This window comes from Nonomuraea aurantiaca, from assembly GCF_020215705.1.
GTDB classification, from domain to species: Bacteria; Actinomycetota; Actinomycetes; order Streptosporangiales; family Streptosporangiaceae; genus Nonomuraea; species Nonomuraea aurantiaca.
In genome coordinates this window covers 21,921-38,783 of sequence record NZ_JAIWNB010000003.1, presented here as the reverse complement: position 1 = coordinate 38,783, position 16,863 = coordinate 21,921, and the positions used below count along the sequence as shown (strand labels likewise).

Annotated in this window: 14 protein-coding genes; 5 read left to right on the top strand and 9 right to left on the bottom strand. The window is 70.1% G+C overall.

Annotated elements, in window-relative coordinates; genetic code table 11:
• Positions 1-56: 56 nt before the first annotated feature.
• On the bottom strand, positions 57-677 hold the full coding sequence (locus tag LDL49_RS09745) for a response regulator (RefSeq protein WP_225290635.1): 621 nt from the start codon (positions 675-677) through the stop codon (positions 57-59).
• Positions 678-868: 191 nt separating this feature from the next.
• On the opposite strand from LDL49_RS09745, the gene LDL49_RS09740 reads away from it, so the two are divergent.
• On the top strand, positions 869-3,340 hold the full coding sequence (locus LDL49_RS09740) for a SpoIIE family protein phosphatase (RefSeq protein WP_225290634.1): 2,472 nt from the start codon (positions 869-871) through the stop codon (positions 3,338-3,340).
• Here LDL49_RS09740 and LDL49_RS09735 read toward each other — a convergent pair.
• Both LDL49_RS09735 and LDL49_RS09730 read right to left on the bottom strand, forming a co-directional pair.
• On the bottom strand, positions 3,322-4,263 hold the full coding sequence (locus LDL49_RS09735) for an aldose epimerase family protein (RefSeq protein ID WP_225290633.1): 942 nt from the start codon (positions 4,261-4,263) through the stop codon (positions 3,322-3,324). The two genes, LDL49_RS09740 and LDL49_RS09735, sit on opposite strands and share 19 nt — an antisense overlap.
• The gene (locus tag LDL49_RS09730; RefSeq protein WP_225290632.1) at positions 4,260-5,231 is read right to left on the bottom strand and encodes a LacI family DNA-binding transcriptional regulator; all 972 of its coding nucleotides are present in this window, start codon (positions 5,229-5,231) and stop codon (positions 4,260-4,262) included. Before LDL49_RS09730 ends, LDL49_RS09735 begins: the two co-directional genes overlap by 4 nt.
• 221 nt (positions 5,232-5,452) lie before the next feature.
• Here LDL49_RS09730 and LDL49_RS09725 point away from each other — a divergent pair, with 221 nt between their 5' ends.
• The 4 genes from LDL49_RS09725 to LDL49_RS09710 are packed head-to-tail and all read left to right on the top strand — an operon-like array spanning position 5,453 to position 10,159.
• A complete protein-coding gene (locus tag LDL49_RS09725; RefSeq protein ID WP_225290631.1) occupies positions 5,453-6,343 on the top strand; it encodes an NAD-dependent epimerase/dehydratase family protein in 891 nt (296 codons plus the stop codon).
• Positions 6,340-7,218: a 5-dehydro-4-deoxyglucarate dehydratase gene (locus tag LDL49_RS09720; protein WP_225290630.1), complete on the top strand. Its 879-nt coding sequence runs from the start codon at positions 6,340-6,342 to the stop codon at positions 7,216-7,218. Before LDL49_RS09725 ends, LDL49_RS09720 begins: the two co-directional genes overlap by 4 nt.
• The gene (locus LDL49_RS09715) at positions 7,215-8,264 is read left to right on the top strand and encodes a mandelate racemase/muconate lactonizing enzyme family protein (protein ID WP_225290629.1); all 1,050 of its coding nucleotides are present in this window, start codon (positions 7,215-7,217) and stop codon (positions 8,262-8,264) included. Before LDL49_RS09720 ends, LDL49_RS09715 begins: the two co-directional genes overlap by 4 nt.
• A gap of 2 nt (positions 8,265-8,266) precedes the next feature.
• Positions 8,267-10,159 carry a DUF6807 family protein gene (locus LDL49_RS09710; RefSeq protein ID WP_225290628.1) on the top strand — a complete coding sequence of 631 codons (1,893 nt, stop codon included), beginning with the start codon at positions 8,267-8,269 and terminating at the stop codon, positions 10,157-10,159.
• On the opposite strand, the gene LDL49_RS09705 is transcribed toward LDL49_RS09710, so the two are convergent.
• From LDL49_RS09705 to LDL49_RS09680, 6 genes are all read right to left on the bottom strand, one after another.
• Positions 10,136-11,224 (bottom strand): dienelactone hydrolase family protein, encoded by a 1,089-nt coding sequence (locus tag LDL49_RS09705; RefSeq protein WP_225290627.1) that lies wholly within the window; start codon positions 11,222-11,224, stop codon positions 10,136-10,138. The genes LDL49_RS09710 and LDL49_RS09705 overlap by 24 nt on opposite strands.
• A 46-nt stretch (positions 11,225-11,270) precedes the next feature.
• Positions 11,271-12,551, bottom strand: a complete 1,281-nt coding sequence (locus LDL49_RS09700) for a Gfo/Idh/MocA family protein (RefSeq protein WP_225290626.1) — start codon at positions 12,549-12,551, stop codon at positions 11,271-11,273.
• 62 nt (positions 12,552-12,613) lie between these two features.
• Positions 12,614-13,888: an ABC transporter substrate-binding protein gene (locus LDL49_RS09695; protein WP_225290625.1), complete on the bottom strand. Its 1,275-nt coding sequence runs from the start codon at positions 13,886-13,888 to the stop codon at positions 12,614-12,616.
• A 34-nt stretch (positions 13,889-13,922) separates the two neighbouring features.
• A complete protein-coding gene (locus LDL49_RS09690; RefSeq protein ID WP_225290624.1) occupies positions 13,923-14,792 on the bottom strand; it encodes a carbohydrate ABC transporter permease in 870 nt (289 codons plus the stop codon).
• Positions 14,776-15,750, bottom strand: a complete 975-nt coding sequence (locus LDL49_RS09685; protein ID WP_225290623.1) for a carbohydrate ABC transporter permease — start codon at positions 15,748-15,750, stop codon at positions 14,776-14,778. The genes LDL49_RS09690 and LDL49_RS09685 overlap by 17 nt, the downstream gene beginning before the upstream one ends.
• A gap of 239 nt (positions 15,751-15,989) precedes the next feature.
• The gene (locus tag LDL49_RS09680; protein WP_225290622.1) at positions 15,990-16,784 is read right to left on the bottom strand and encodes an NAD-dependent epimerase/dehydratase family protein; all 795 of its coding nucleotides are present in this window, start codon (positions 16,782-16,784) and stop codon (positions 15,990-15,992) included.
• Positions 16,785-16,863: the final 79 nt, after the last annotated feature.

Below are 16,863 nucleotides of genomic sequence, written 5' to 3'. Positions count from 1 at the left end.
CGACGGAGACACCGCGGAACGCACACAGGCTCGCCGAGTGTCCTACCCCGAGTCCGTCACAGCCGAACCGTGTCGAAGGCCGCCTGCATGTCGGCGACCAGCTCGGCCGTGTCCCTGATCGCCTCCCGCAACGCCTCGTCGTCGGCGCAGGAGCGGGCCAGTTCGTCGAGCCGCGCCTCGACGGCGCCGAGCCGCTCGGAGAATCCGCACAGCACCTGCGCGTTCCTCGACAGCACCGCGTCGTTCTTCACGAGGTCGCCCAGCAGGGCCGACTGCTCGCGCAGCACCGCGTTCTTGCGGAACAACTCGATGAAGACCGCGACCTTGGAGCGCACCACCCACGGATCGAACGGCTTGGTGATGTAGTCGACCGCCCCCACGGCGTAGCCCCGGAACGTGGCGCCGGATCCCGGCTCGGTGCTGGTCAGGAAGATGATGGGCACGTCACGCGCCTGGTCGAACCGCTTGATGTGGGTGGCCGTCTCGAAGCCGTCCATGCCGGGCATGAGCACGTCGAGCAGCACCACCGCGAAGTCGTGGCGGAGCATCAGCTTCATCGCCTCCTGCCCCGACCTGGCCTTGAACAGCTGCTGCTGAAGCGGGCGTAAGACCGCCTCCAGCGCGACCAGGCTCTCGTCCTTGTCGTCGACCAGCAAGATCTTCACCCGGCGATTCATCACGACCTTCCTTTCCCCGAAATCACCTGAAACCAGCCGAGACCATCCGAGACCCGTCCATACCTCACCGCCAGGGGCTCCAACAGCACGACCATGGAGGCCTTCTTTGCAAGTGGGGGTATTGGAGCCGTCCAGTCTGCCACTCTGAGAGTGACCGAACTGCCACATCGAGTGATGTTCTAGGACGCATAGTGGACACGACCCGCGTGTCGAGCACGGCCTTCGACGGCACCCCGCAGGCCCCCGCGGCCGCACGGCGCTTCGTACGTCAGGTGCTCGGCGAATGGCAGCTGAGCCACCTGACCGAAGACGCCGTGCTGCTGACCAGCGAACTCGTCACCAATGCCGTGGTGCACGCGGGAACGGGGCTGGAGCTGACCTGCCGGCTCGACCCGAACGCCGTCCCGACCAGGCTGGAGATCGAGGTCGACGACCATCACCCGACCCTGATCGTGCCCGCCGCCGAGTCGCCACCGCCCGACGGCATGGCCACCACGGGGCGCGGGCTCGCGCTGGCGGGCATGCTCGCCGACGCCTGGGGCGTCACGTACACGGGCGCCGCCAAGCGGGTCTGGGTCCGCATGGAGCTCGACAAGGGGTGCGGCCACGAGAGCGCGTCCGGCATCCCCGCCACGAAGGCCGCCGCGATCGCCGCCTCCACGGAGACCCTGCACGTCGCCGTCATCGTGAGCGACCTCGACGGCCGGATCGTCACCTGGAACGCCGAGGCGGAGGCGCTGCTCGGCTGGTCCGCCGCCCAGGTCGCCGGCCGGCCGCTGGCGGAGCTGGTCGCCTGGCGCAGGCACGGCCCGTGCGCGCTGTCGCTGTCGGACACGCTCGGCCTCGGCCGCTGGCGCGGCGAGTCCAGGATGCGGCACCGCGACGGGGACCTGCTCCCGGTCTACATCTCCCACCTGCGTACCGACGGCCGCGCCCAGGACCGCCGGTCGATCTGGATCGTGGTGTCCAGCGACCACCGCTACGTCCTGGCCTCCCCACCGGCCCCGCTCAAGCGGGAGCCGGGCGGCCGCATCAAGGACCTGCTCGACAACGACATGCCGCTCGACGAGTTGCTCGACACCATCGCGCAGATCGTCCAGCTGTCCAGCGCGGCCGACGCCGCCTATGTGCTGGTACGGGCCGAGGGCGGCAACCGGTTCGGCGTCGCGGCGGGCACCGGGGCGACGGCGGGGCTGGTGGGTGTGGTGACCGCGGGCGTGTTCGGCGTGGAGCAGAAGGCGCCGGCGATGTTCGACGACCTGCTGGCCACCGACGTCGAGCTGGCCCAGCGGCTCCAGGCCAGGTCGCTGGCGTGCGCGCCGCTCATGGTGGCGGGCGAGGTGACCGGCTACCTCGTGGCGACCGCCGCCGAGCCCGGCCGGTTCGACCAGGCGCTCACCGCGAGCCTGCAGTACATCGCGGACCAGGTGGCGGTGACCGTGCAGCGCGAGCGACTGGCCGAGCGGGACCGGGCGCATCGGGGCCGGCTGTCGTTCCTGGCGGAGGCCGGCGAACTGCTGGCGGGCGTACACGACGAGGAGCTGATCGCGGCTCTGACGGCCCAGCTGGTCGTACCCAAGATCGCCACCTGGGCGGCGGTCTACCTGACCGACCTGGCAGGCATGACCAGGCTCGCGCACGTGTGGCACAGCGAGGAACGCCACAACGCCGAGCTGCGCCAGGTCCTGCCCGTCATCCCGCGTTCGGCGCTGGGCGAGGTGACCTGGCCGGTCGGGCCGGAGAGCGTGCTGTCGTTCCCGCTGCTCACCCAGGGCCGCTCGCACGGCGCGCTGGTGATCGGGCGCGTCGAGCCGACCCTGCCGCTGGAGCTGGCCGACCTGCTCGCCGACCTGTGCCGCCTGGTGGCACTCAACCTCCACACGGCCATGCTCTACTCGCGGCAGGCGACCACGTCAAGCGTGCTGCAGCGCAGCCTGCTGCCCATGCGGGTGGCGCCGATGCCGGGGCTGGAGTCGGCGGTCGTCTACGAGCCCGCCGAAGAGGGTGCGCACGTCGGCGGCGACTTCTACGACCTGTTCACCGTCGGCGACCACTGGTGCTTCGCCCTCGGCGACGTCTGCGGCAGCGGTCCGGAGGCCGCCGCGGTGACCGGGCTGGCCCGCCACGCCGTACGGCTGCTGGCCAAGGAGAACTACACCGTGGCCGACATCCTCGACCGGCTCAACCAGACGCTGCTCGACGAGGGCGAGGACGGCCGCTTCCTCAGCCTGCTCTGCGGCGAGCTGACGCCGCTGCCCCAGGGCGGCGCGCTGTGCACGCTCGCCTCGGCGGGCCATCCCCCGCCCCTGCTGCTGCGCGCGAACGGCGAGGTCCAGCCCGTCGCCACCTCGCAGCTGCTGCTGGGCATCGACGGCGACGCGCGGTTCTACACCGAGACGTTCGAGCTGCTGCCCGAGGAGCTGCTGCTGTGCGTCACCGACGGCGTCACCGAGCGGCGCGACGGCGACCGGCTGCTCGATGACGACGACGGGCTGACCGCGATCCTGTCGGGCTGCTCGGGGCTGAGCGCGCACGCCGTGGCCGAGCGGATCCGGCAGGCGGTCGAGTCGTTCGCCACCGAGCCGTCACACGACGACGTGGCGCTGCTGGTGCTCCGGGCCACGACCGCGCTGCGAGCGGGCGGTCAGGTGGTGAACCGGTAGGAGGTCGTCGAGGTGCGGGTCTCGCCCGGCCGCAGCACGGTCGAGGGGAACTGCGGCTGGTTGGGCGAGTCGGGGAAGTGCTGCGTCTCCAGGCACAGACCCGCGTGCGGCCCGTACGGCGTGGCGACCCCGTCGAGCATGCCGCCCGCGTAGAACTGGACGCCCGGCTCGGTGGTCGTGACCTCCATGGTCAGGCCGCCGACCGGCTCGGTCACCCGGATGCCGCCGTCGAGCACGAAGCAGTGGTCGTAGCCGCCGTCGTAGCGCTCGCCCACCGCGTGCGGCGTGGTGAAGTCGAACGGCGTGCCCTTGACCGGCGCCGGCTCGCCCGTGGGGATCTTGTCCTCGTCGACGGGCAGGTAGTGCTCGGCATCCATCTGGATCACGTGCCCGAGCACGTCGCCGCCGCCCGCCAGGTTGAAGTAGGAGTGGTTGGTGAGGTTGACGACGGTGGGCGCGTCGGTCTGGGCCGTGTAGTCCAGGCGCAGGGCGTCGTCCTCGAGCGTGTAGGTGACCGAGGCGGTCAGCGTGCCCGGATAGCCCTGGTCGCCGTCGGGGCTGGTCAGCGTGAGCGTCACGGAGGAGCCGGTGGCCGCGGAGACCGTCCACACCTTGCGGTCGAAGCCGTGGTTACCGCCGTGCAGGCTGTTGGGCCCGTTGTTGAGCGGCAGGCGGTGCTCGACCCCGTCGAGGGTGAAGCGGCCGCCCGCTATGCGGTTGCCGTATCTGCCGACGACGGCGCCGAAGTAGCGGCTGCGGGTGAGGTAGTCCTCCAGCGTGGGCAGTCCGAGCACCACGTTGACGCCGGACACCTCCAGCGACTGCAGGATGGCGCCGTACGTGAGCACGCTCGCGCGCAGCCGTCCCGAGGACAGCTCGACGCGCTCGACCTCTTCACCCGACGGCAGCGTTCCGAACATCATCTGTGTGCCTTTCCCGTGGACTCGCGGACGATCAGGGCCGTCTCCAGCATCGTGGCGGCGGCGGTGGCCGCCGAATCGACCGACTGGAGCAGCAGGTCTACGGCGATGCGGCCGGCGGCGGCGGTGGGCATGGCGATCGTGGTCAGCTTCGGGCGGCTCAGCCGGCCCGGCACGATGTCGTCCACGCCGATGACACTGACGTCTCCGGGGACGTTCTTGCCCCGCTCGGCGAGCCCTTCGATGAGGCCGATGGCCACCAGGTCGTTGTAGGCCAGCACGCCCGTCGCGCCCGAGGCGATGACGTCGGTGGCCGCGGCCAGGCCGCCCAGCTCCGTCGGCGGGTTGGGGCCGAGGAAGACGACGTCCACGTCGTTCATCGCGGCGGCCGCCTCCTGCATCTCCTTGCTGGTCCACGAGCCGCTGGGCCCGGTGACCAGCGCGATGCGCCGGTGCCCGAGCGCGGTGAGGTGCTCGACGGCCTGCCTGGCCCCGCGGCCCACGTCCATGAGCACGGTCGGCATGCCCTTGGCCCGGCGGTTGACCACGACGAACGGCACCTCCTCGCGCAGCCGCTCTATCGTCCGGTTCGTCAGGCGCGGGCTGCACAGCAGCACGCCGTCGACCTGCTTGGTGAGGGTCTGGATCAGATCCTCCTCCACCTGCGGGTCCTCGTCGGTGTCGGCCACGAACACGTGGTAGTCACGGAGCCTGGCCTGCGCCTGGGCGGCCTTGATCAGCGGAGGGAAGAAGGGGTTGGCGATGTCGGCCACGATGAGGCCGATGTTGTGGGTGCGGCCCGTGGTCAGCGCACGGGCGGCGCGGTTGGGCCGGTAGCCGAGGTCCTCGGCGATGGCGAGCACGCGGGTGCGCGTCTCGGGGTTGACCAGGTGGGGCGCGGAGAACGCCCGGGACACCGTGGAAACATGCACGCCCGACGCCTCAGCCACGTCACGAATCGTCACCGCCACGCTTGGCCTCCTCCGACCGTACCTAGTACTTTAGTGCAATCGTTTGTATCACTGTCAATCAGCCATCTCCGCCGGATTTTTCACCTAAATCCCCACCATATCTCTTCATATGGCCAGACCTCCTGGTAGGAGAAGGCCGTGCCGCTTGACGTTCTCCCGGCCCTGGCTCGATACTTTCTGCAACCGGTTGCCGTATCCCAAGCAGGAGTGGTGAACGACCGATGACACGAACACTGGTGACCGGCAGCGCCGGCCGGCTAGGGCGCAGCGTGGTCGCCTCATTGGCTCAGGCCGGTCACGAGGTGATCGGCATCGACGTCACCCCGGGCAGTCCCCCCGAGGCCGCGGTCACCCTGCCCGCCGACCTGACGAACCTGGGCGAGGCGTATGACGTCATGGCCCGCTTCCGGCCCGACGCGGTGATCCACCTGGCCGCGATCGCGACCCCCTTCAGCCGTACCGACGGGCTGACCTTCCGTACCAACACCCAGCTCGCCTTCAACGTGTGCGCGGCGGCGAGCAACACCGGAGTCGGCAAGGTGGTCGTGGCCAGCAGCCCGACCGTCATCGGCTACGGCGCGCCCGGCGGCTGGACGCCCAGCTATCTGCCCATCGACGAGGAGCACCCCGTCGCGCCGTGGAACGCCTACAACCTGTCCAAGGTCGTGGCCGAGCAGACGATGGCGTCGTTCGCGCGCAGCGGCTCGGAGACGCGGTTCGCGGCGGTGCGGCCGTGCTTCGTGGTGGCTCCCGAGGAGTGGACGGGCGCGCCCACCCAGTCGGGCCACACGATCGCCGAACGGCTGGACCGGCCGGACATCGCCGGGGCCTCGCTGTTCAACTACCTCGACGCCAGGGACGCCTCCGACCTGATCTCGGTGCTCCTCGAACGCCTGCCCGACCTGCCCAACGGCGAGGTGTTCTTCGCGGGGGCGGCCGACGCGCTGGCCCGCGAGCCCCTGGCGGAGCTGCTCCCCGCCGTCATCCCCTCGACCGCCGCCGCGGCCGCGAACCTCACCGGGACCGCTCCCGCCTTCACCTCCGCCAAGGCCGGGCGGATGCTGGGCTGGACGCCCAAGAGATCGTGGCACACCGAACTGGAGACCGGATGAACCTCAGCGGAGTCCTCTTCTTCCCCGTGACCCCCTTCGACCCCGACCACGGGCTCGCCGAGGAGGTACTGGCCGAGCACATCAGGCGCGGGCTCCGGCATCGGCCCGGCGCGGTGTTCGCGGCCTGCGGCACGGGTGAGTTCCCCGCGCTGTCGGAGGCGGAGCACGCCGCGGTCGTCCGGGTGGCCGTCGAGACCACGGCCGGCCAGGTACCGGTGTTCGCGGGCGCCGGCGGCCCGCTCGGGTCGGCGCTCGCCCAGGCCCGCGCGGCCCGCGAGGCGGGCGCCGACGGCCTGCTGCTCATGCCGCCTTACCTGGCCAAGGGCCCCAACGAAGGCTTCACCGCCTACGTGCGCGCGGTCGCCGCGATCCTGCCGGTCATCATCTACCAGCGCGACGCGGTGGTGCCCACTCCCGAGCAGGTCGTGGCGCTGGCCAGGATCCCGGGCGTGATCGGTCTCAAGGACGGCCTGGGCGACATCGACCTCATCCAGCGCACGGTGCTGGCGGTGCGCAGGGAGATCGGCGAGGAGTTCAAGTTCTTCAACGGGCTGCCGACGGCCGAGCTGACGATGGGCGCCTACCGGGGCATCGGCGTGGAGCTCTACTCCTCCGCCGTCTTCGCCTTCGCGCCGGAGATCGCCACCGCGTTCCTGAACGGCGCCGACCACCTGCTCACCGAGTTCTACGAGCCGCTCGTACGGCTGCGCTCCAAGGTCCCCGGCTACGCCGTCTCCCTGGTCAAGGCCGGCGTACGGCTCGGCGGCCTGGACGCGGGACCGGTGCGCCCACCCCTGGTCGACGCCTCGCCCGAGCACGTGGCCGAACTGAAGGCCCTGATCGAACACGGGCGGTCGCTGGCAGGCGTCTCATGATCCGCGACCTGAAAGTGAGCGCTCACACCGCCGAGCTGTCCAGACCGTGGGGGCCGGACGTGCCCGTCAACCACGTCATGGTCGTGGAGCTCACGCTCGACGACGGCCGGACGGGCACCGGCTTCTCCTGGACGCCGCAGATCGGGGCGCGGGCCGTACAGGCGCTGCTGGAGAACGACATCCGCGAGGCGGTCATCGGCCTGGACCCCCACCCCGAGGTGGTGTGGGACCGGCTCTGGCGGCACCTGCGCGAGGCCGGGCCCGGCGGGATCACCACCGTCGCGCTGGCCGGGGTGGACCTGGCGCTGTGGGATCTGCGCTGCGGCGAGCGCGGCCTGGCCGACGTGCTGGGGCGGCGCAGGGACACGGTTCCGGTGTACGGCAGCGGCGTGAACCTGCATTACTCGCTGGAGGAGCTGGTCGCCCAGGCCGGGCGGTGGAAGGCCGCGGGCTATCCCGGGATCAAGATGAAGGTGGGCCGGCCCGACCTCGCCGAGGACGTCGAGCGGGTGGCCGCGGTCCGCGAGGTCGTCGGCCCCGGCACGCTGCTGATGATCGACGCCAACCAGCGCTGGGACCTGCACCGGGCCCGCCGCGCCGTCGAGGCGCTGGCCCCGTACGACCTGCACTGGCTGGAGGAGCCGCTACCCGCCGACGACGTCGCCGCGCACGTGGAGCTGCGGCGGTCCGTGGACGTGCCCATCGCGGTCGGCGAGAACGTCTACACCGTCTACGGCTTCCGCGACCTGCTGACGGCGGGGGCCTGCGACATCGTGCAGCCCAATGTGGTCAGGGTGGGGGGAATCACCCCGTTCCTCCGCATCGCCGAGCTGGCCCGGACCTTCGACGTACCGGTCTATCCGCACCTGCTGCCCGACCTGTCGGCGCAGCTCGCGCTGGCTCTGCCGCTGCCGTGCATGGCCGAGGAGGTCGAGGACGCCTCGTTCGCCGCGCTGGGGCTGCTGGCCGAGCCGTATCCCGTCCACGTGAGCGACGCGAAGGTGCGCGTCGGTGAGCACCGGGGGCTCGGCCTCCACTGGAGATGAGCATGCGGGTCGTACTCGCCGGAGCGCACGGGTTCGGCGCCCACTACCTCAACCGGCTGCGGAAGCTGGCCGGCCAGATCGAGCTGGCGGGCGTCTGTGACGTGCGGCCGGTCTCCCCCGAGGACCTCGACGGGCTCGGCACGCCGGAGTTCTCCACCGACCTGCCCGAGCTGATCAAGCGGACCGGCGCGAAGATCGCCATCCTGGCGACCCCGATCCCGACGCACGCGGACCTGACGCTGGCGGCATTGTCGGCCGGCGCGCACGTGCTGGTGGAGAAGCCGACGGCGGCCACGCTCGCCGACTTCGAGCGCATGGAGCAGGCCGCCGCCGAGGCCGGTCTGGCCTGCCAGGTGGGCTTCCAGAGTCTCGCGTCCGCGGCCCTGCCGGAGGTGCGCCGGCTGATCGCCGAGGACACGATCGGCCGCGTGACCGGCATCGGGGTGGCGGGGGCGTGGCCGCGGCCCGCCTCCTACTTCACCCGCAGCTCCTGGTCGGGGCGGCGTCGGCTCGACGGCGTGGACATCGTGGACGGCGCGCTGACCAACCCCTTCGCGCACGCCGTCGCCACCGCGCTCGCCGTGGCGGGCGCCGAGGAGCGCGGCACGGTCACGTCGGTCGAGGCGGAGCTGTTCCACGCCAACGCCATCGAGTCGGACGACACCTCGGCCATCCGCATCCACCTGGCGGACGGGCCGCCGATCGTGGCCGCCGTGACGCTCTGCGCCACCGGCCGCGACGAGCCGTACGTGGTCGTCCATGGTGAGCGGGGCACCATCACGTTCACGTACACGGTGGACGAGGTCCGCGTCGGCGACGGCCCCGTGCGCCGCTTCCCCCGCGCCGACCTGCTGGAGAACCTCGTCGAGCACGTACGCTCCGGCGCCGGCCTGATCGTGCCGATCCACCGGACCGGGGCGTTCATGGAGGTCCTGGAGGCCATCAGGGTCGCGCCCGATCCGCTGCCGATCGACCAGGACCACCAGGATCTCTCCGGTGACGGGCCGGTGCTGCCCGGCATCGCCCAGATGGTCGAGTCCTGCGCGGAACGGCTGGAGCTCTTCTCCGAGCTGGGCGTGAGCTGGGCCGTGCCGCTGATGGTGGCCGACCGGGTGGTCGCCGAGTACGTCACGCGGCCCGACCTGCCGATCACCGCGGCTCCGCGGCCCTATCTCCACCCGGTCCGCACGCTGTGCGGCACGGTGGTGACCGAGCTGCAGCCCGCGGACCACCCGCACCACCTCGGCGCCGGGGTGGCCGTGACCGATGTCGGCGGGCGCAACTTCTGGGGCGGCCGGACGTTCGTCAGGGACCAGGGGCCTCAGTGGCTGGACGACCACGGGATCCAGCGGCATGTGTCGTTCACCGGGCGCGACTCCTCGGGCTTCGCCGAGACCCTGCTGTGGCAGCGGCCGGGCGAGGAGCCGGTGGTCCGTGAGGAGCGGACCGTGCGGGCCGTCCCGCTGTCGCGGGGGTGGGCGCTGGACTTCGGCTTCACGCTGCGCAACCTCACGGGCGCGCCGCTGACGATCCAGAGCTCGGCCACCAAGGGCCGGGACGGGGCGGGCTACGGCGGCTTCTTCTGGCGGGCGCCGGCGGGGTCGCGGGGGTTGCGGGTGTTCACCTCGTCAGAGGACGGCGAGGAGCGGGTTCACGGCTCCCGTGCGCCGTGGCTGGCGCTGGCGGGCGAGGACTGGACGCTGGTGTTCGTCCGGGCGGGGGACGATCCGTGGTTCGTCAGGGTGGCGCAGTATCCCGGTGTGGGCACCGCGCTGGCCTGGGACACGCCGCTGGTCTTCGAGGACGAGCTGACCCGGGGCGTGTCCGTGGTCGTGGCCGACGGGCGCCTGTCCGCCGCCGAGGCGGCCGGGCTAGCCGCCGAGGCGGCGCTCTAGCCAGGTGAAGGCGTGCTCCTGCATGGGGACGTCGAAGGCGTGCGGGGCGTCGAAGAAGACCCCCTCGTAGCCGCCGTCCGGGTGGCGGCGCGCGATGGCCTCGTGCGCCGCCCGCATCCCGGCCGGCGGGAACAGCTGGTCGCGCTCGCCGTACATGACCAGGAGCGGTTCTGGCGCGCGGGCGGCGACCAGCGCCGGCCAGTCGCAGACGCGTGACAGGCCGGGCGGGAAGAACATCCAGGTGTGCCCGGCGACGTAGCCGTCCAGGAGCTCGCGGTAGGTGGAGACCATCGCGGCGACGGCGACCGCGGCGACGCCGGTGTCGAACGCGCCGAGCAGCGCCGCCCGCAGGCCGCCCCCCGACAGCCCCACGCAGCCGATCCGCCCGACGTCGGGGCGTGAGCGCAGGTAGGCCGCGGCGGCCAGGTCCTCGCCCGCCACCACGCCGGCCAGCGAGGTGCCGAGCAGGGTGCAGTACTTCTCCAGCACGTGCTCGTGGTGCCCGGCCGCGACGTCGTAGCGGTCCGCCTCGGACATGCCGGGATCGTCCGCCTGGGCGAGCACGCGCTCGGGCATGTCCGCCCGGTCGAACCGGCGGCTGCCCCAGCCGATCGCGTCGGGGACGAGCACGGCGAAGCCCCGCCTGGCCAGCTCGCTCGCGTAGGCCCGGCCGCCGTAGATCTGCTCGCGCAGCCGCAGCACCTCGGGTGTGGCCGGCTCGGGGCCGTCCGCGATCTTCTCCTTGCCCGCCCACTTCATGCCCGCGTGGCAGTGCAACGCGAGCACGCCGGGCAGCGGTCCTTCCGCGTGGCGGGGCTTGAGCAGGTAGGCGTGGGTACGCGGGCCGAACCCCACCGACCAGGACAGTTCCTCGCCGCTGAGGTCGCGCGTCGTCCAGGAGCGCTCGACCCGCACCTCTCGTACGGCGAGGTCGAGCGTCCCGATGGCCTCGCGGGCGGCCTTCCTGAGCGCGGGGCCGGGCGCGGCCTCGGGAAACAGGCCGTGCCGGCGCTCCGCGAGCTCGGCCAGCCCGGAGAACGGCCCGAGGTGGCGCAGCTCACGCATCGGCCGGCCCGGAGAACGGCCGCAGGTGGCGCAGCTCACGCATCGGTCAGGCGCCCACGAGGCGGGTGCCGTCGGCCGCCAGGCGGACGGGCGTGCCGGTGGTGGCCGAGCGGGTGGCGGCCACGCCGACCAGCACGCTGCGGATGCCGTCGCGGTAACCCGCCGGACGCCCGAGCGGGTCGTCGCCGGGGCCGCGGAAGACGTCGTCGAGCAGCAGCCGGTCGCCGCCGCCGTGACCGCCCTCCCCCTGCTCGATCACGATCTCCTCGCGCTCCTGCCAGTGCCGGTGCAGGATGAGCTTCTCCCCGGCGCCGGCCATGTGCTCCTTGCCCGCGGCGCTCGGGTCGATCGCGGCCTGCTCCGGCGTCCAGGGCCGCTCGATGACCTCCAGCTCGATCCGGCCCTCCGTGCCGTTGAAGACGACCCGGTAGCCCTCGTACGGGGCGTGCGCGGTGAGCGAGTAGGTGAGCATGGCCCGGTTGGCGTAGCGGACCAGGACCGACATGTTGTCGTCGATGGTCACGCCCGGTCCGAAGACGTCCTGGTCGCGGATGTAGCCGTCCTCGTGCTCGGCGTCCAGGTAGAGCCGCTTGAGCCGCTCATCGGTGGAGATGTCCAGGATGAAGGGGTCGGTGCCGAGGCCGGGCGCGCCTTGGCCGCGGGCGGGGCGTGGGCCTCGGGGCAGGGCCTGGCCGTAGAAGCGCAGGTCGGTCTGGGCGAAGACGAGCTCCGGCGCCGCCGCGAGCCACCAGTTGACCAGGTCGAAGTGGTGGGTGGACTTGTGCACCAGCAGGCTGCCCGAGTTGGCCTTGTCGCGGTGCCAGCGGCGGAAGTAGTCGGCGCCGTGGATGGTGTCCAGCGCCCAGTCGAAGTGGACCGAGGTGACCTCGCCGATCGCGCCTTCGCTGATCAGCTTCTTGACCGCCGAGTTGCGGGGCGAGTAGCGGTAGTTGAAGGTGACCACCAGTTTGCCCGGGTTGCGCTCGGCGGCCGCGGCGATGGCCTCGCAGCCCTCGGCGTCGATGGTGAGCGGCTTCTCCACGATGACGTCGAGGCCCGCGTCGAGGGCGGCGACGACGTAGCGGGCGTGCGTCGCGTCCACCGTGGTGACCACGACCGCGTCGGCCAGCTCCAGCAGCTTGCCGAAATCGTCGGGGGTGAAGCACGGCACCGGCTCGCCGATGCGCTCGACGTAGTAGTTCATGCGCGTCTGGTTGACGTCGCAGAGGCCGGCGATCGTCCCGGTGTCCCGCCAGTCACCCAGCAGGGCGTCGACGTACATCTGGGCGCGATGGCCGAGTCCGACGAAGGCGTACCTGGTGCTCAACTTCTCTCCCCGAGTCGTGGAGTGGAGGCTGGGGGCGTCGTGCCCCCAGCCCGGATCAGACCTCAGCCGGCGATGGCCGCGTTGGCCTCGGTCAGGAACTTCTGCGCGCCGGCTTCCGGTGTCGTCTTGCCGAAGAGGACCTCTTCGCTGTTGCGCTTGAGGATGTCCTCCATCTGCAGGGCGCCCTTCGGCGGGGCGACGATCGGGCTCAGCTCGCTCTTGACCGCGTCGATGAAGGTCAGCGTCTTCTGGTCGACGGCCGGCAGCTTGCCCTTGACGGCGGCGAGCACCTTGGCGTTGGTCGGCAGGCCACGGTCACTCAGCAGGATCGAGGCCGCGTCCGGGTCGTTGACCAGGAAGTCGATGAACTTGCCGGCTTCCGCGAGGTGGTCGGACTTGGCGGAGGCCGTGTAGAACATCGACGGCTGCAGGAACATGCCGCCGGTGGTCGCACCCGCCGTCTTGGGCATCCGCATCAGGGTCAGCTCCTGGCCCGACGCCTTGGACAGGGCGTTGAGCTGGTTGCTCCACCACATGCCCATCGCGCCCGCGTTGGTGGCCAGCAGCGACTGCTCGGGGCCCACGGAGATCAGTTCGGCGCTCTTGGCGGCGTCGGCGGAGCCCTTGGTCTGGATGAGCTGCTGGTGGATGCCCCACCACGCCTTGAGCGTCTCGGGCGTCACCCCGATCTTGTTGCCGTCGTAGAACTTCTCGCCGCGCTGCGCCGCGAAGATCTGCAGCCAGGCGGGGTTGTAGTTGTACTCGGCTCCGTTGACCCCGTTGCCGGCCGCGGAGATCTGCTTGGCCAGGTTGATCCAGTCGTCCCAGGTCCAGGACTTGTCGTCGGGCAGCTTCTGCTTGGCCTTGTCCAGCGCCGACTTGTTGACCAGCATCGAGAAGGTGTTGACGCCGCTCGGGATGGCGTACTGCTTGCCGTCCACTTGGCCGCTGGTGAGCACCTGCTGGTCGAGGTCGCCCGTGGTGACCTTGCCCGCCAGGTCGGCTAAGGCGTTGCGGCCGGCGTACTCGCTCAGGCCGCGGATCTCGATGCTGATGACGTCGGGCGCGTCGTTGGCGGCCACCTTGGTGGCCAGCTTCTCGTAGTAGCTCTCCCAGTTGGAGAAGTCGCCTTCGATGTCGATGGTCGGGTTCTTCTCCTCGAACTTCTTGATGACCTGTTCGGTGAGCTTCTGCCGCGCGTCACTGCCCCAGTAGGAGAAGCGGAGATGAATCTTGTCGCCGCCCGCCTTGTCGCCGCTACCGCCGCCACAGCCGGCCGCGGCCGTCATCACGGCCGCCGACAGCAGGGCGACCGTCCACATCATCCTAGGCTTCACAGCTCTACCTCCTGGTGAAGAGTTGCGGGGGGTGTTACTTCAGTCCGGTGGTCGCTACACCACGAATCAGATATTTCTGACCGGCAAGGAAGAAGCCGAAGATCGGCCCCAATGACACGATCGACATCGCGAACATGGGGCCCCACGACGACTCGCCACTGGAGTCTAGGAAGGAGCGGAGTGCAACGGCCACTGTGAGATTGTCCGAGTTTGTCAGGTAAAGGTTCTGACTGAAGAAGTCGTTCCACGTCCAGATAAAAGTGAAGATGCCGGTCGTCGCGAGCGCCGGGGTGCAGAGCGGAAGGATCACCTGGAGGAAGACCCGCCAGTAACCCGCGCCGTCGATGGCCGCGGCCTCGTCCAGCTCCCTCGGCAGGGTCCGGATGAACTGCACCATCAGGAAGATGAAGAACGCGTCCGTGGCCAGGAACTTGGGCACGATCAGCGGCCAGATCGTGTTGATCCAGTCGAGCTTGGAGAACACGATGTACTGCGGCACGACCGTCACGTGGTACGGCAGCATGATCGAGCCGAGCATGACCGCGAACCAGAGCTTCTTCAGCGGGAAGTCCAGCCGGGCGAACGCGTACGCGGCCAGCGAGCAGGCGACCAGATTCGCCACCACGGTCAAGCCCGTAAGGACGGCGGAGTTCCACAGGTAGTAGCCGAAGGAGTGCTTGAGCGCGGTCCAGCCCTCGCTGTAGTTCTCCAGCGTGAAGGTGCTCGGCCACAGGCCGGGCTCGCGGAAGATCAGGTCCTCCGGCTTCAGCGAGCTGGACACCATCCAGAGCAGCGGATAGAGCATCACCAGGCCGAACGCGATCAGCAGGATGTGCTTGAGGACGCGGCTGCCGCGAGGGAGCGGGCGGAACAGCAGCGGAAGCGGCTTACTTCGTGTCGCCATAGAAGACCCAATACTTCGACGCGAGGAAATTCACGCCGGTCAGGCCGGCGATGATGAGCAGGAGGACCCAGGCCATGGCGGCCGCGTAGCCCATCTCGTAACTCTTGAAGCCCTTCAGATACAGGTAGAGCGTGTAGAAGAGCGTCGAGTCGACCGGTCCGCCGGTGCCGCTGCTGACGATGAACGACTGGGTGAAGGACTGGAACGACTTGATCACTTCGAGTACGAGGTTGAAGAAGATGATCGGCGTCAGCAGGGGCAGCGTGATCGAGCGGAACTGGCGGAGCTTGCCGGCCCCGTCCACCTGGGCCGCCTCGTAATAGCTCTGCGGAATCTGCCGCAGCCCCGCCAGGAAGATCACCATGGGCGCGCCGAACGTCCACACGTGCAGGAGGATCAACGTCCCCAGCGCGGTGTCGGGGTCGGAGACCCAGCCCGCGCCCTGAATGCCGAAGACGTCCAGCAAGGCGTTGACCAGGCCGTCGCTACCGAAGAGCTTGCGCCAGAGAATGGCGATCGCCACGCTGCCACCCAGCAGGGAGGGCAGGTAGTAGATCGAACGGTAGAACGACAGACCCCGCAGCCCGCGATCGAGCGCCAGGGCCAGCCCGAGCGCGAAGGCCAGCTGCAAGGGCACCGACACGACCACGTAGATCGTGGTCACCTTCAGCGAGGTGAGGAACCGCGTGTCGACGGTGAAGAGCTTGCTGTAGTTGTCCCACCCCACCCACTTGGCCGCTTCGAGCAGGTTGTAGTCGGTGAACGACAAGTACAGCGACGCCAGGATCGGGCCGACCGTGATCACGAACAGGCCGATGAACCATGGGGCGAGGAAGACGTAGGCCGTGCGGGCCTCACGCCGTTTGTGAGCGTTAACGCGTGAGATGCGGCGACGCCCACCGGGCGGTTGCGCGCGTGGTGGCACGGTCGCAACCGCGCTGTCCGGGGTTACAGACATTCATGCACCCCTCGTATCAGGGCTTGCCCGGCTCGGCGGGATCGGATAGCGCCTTCCTATAGGGGTGCCAAAAGTTTCGTCAACCCTTTGCAGACGTTACATAGACGTTATCGATATATCGTGATCTATGCCGTACCAGGTCAATCGATGGTCGAGAGGAAAGGGTCGGATGAATGTCTTGTGGATGAATACAACCGGTTGCACCGCACTCCGTGGGGGCGTCACGCTGGGGAAACGTCCTACCACTTGCCTCCGAGGTCCCTCAGCGTGAAGACGCCGCCCGCGCGGTCGTGCAGCGGCTCGCTCAGATCGGGCTCACCCTGCTCGGCGATCAGCGCGGCGGCCTGGCCCTCCGAGTCGTCCCGCGAGACGTATCCGATCGACCGGGCCTCCTCCAGCGACCACCAGCGGCGCGCGTTGTCGGAGACGCCCCAGACGACGTGGTAGCCGGGCGCGGTCAGCGCGGCCTCCACCAGGCGGGCGAGGTCGTCAGGGGAGGTCCAGGTGGCCAGGCCGCGCGTGTCGCCCGAGGCCTCGTTGCAGGTGCCCAGCCGGATCACGGTCACGTTCATGCCGAACCTGTCGTGATAGAGGCTGCCGAGGGCCTCCATGACGACCTTGCTCACGCCGTAGAAGGTGTCGGGCCGGGGGAAGGCGTAGTCGGGCAGCTCCGCGCCATCGGCCGGGCGGGTGTGGAAGCCGGCCGCGTGGTGGCTGCCCATGAGCACGAGGTGCTCGACGCCCTCCCGCCGGGCGGCTTCGAGCAGGACGTGCATGCCGTCCATGTTGGCCCGTACGATGTCGGCCCACGGATGCTCCCGGCTCTGGCCGCCCAGGTGGATCACCGCGTCGACGCCCTTCATCGCCTCGGCCATGGCCGCCTCGTCGACGAGATCGGCCGTCACCATCTCCTCGCCGGGCGCGGTCTCCAGCGGATAAAGGTCGGATAGGCGCAGCGTGCGGCCGTCACGGGCGAGGCGGGGGCGGAGCAGCGTACCGACCTTGCCGGCGGCGCCGGTCATGAGAATGCGCATAGGGCTCATTGTTGTACACAACCCTGGTCCAAATTCACATTCCTGAATATTGACCGTGACCTATGTCACTCGTTACGTT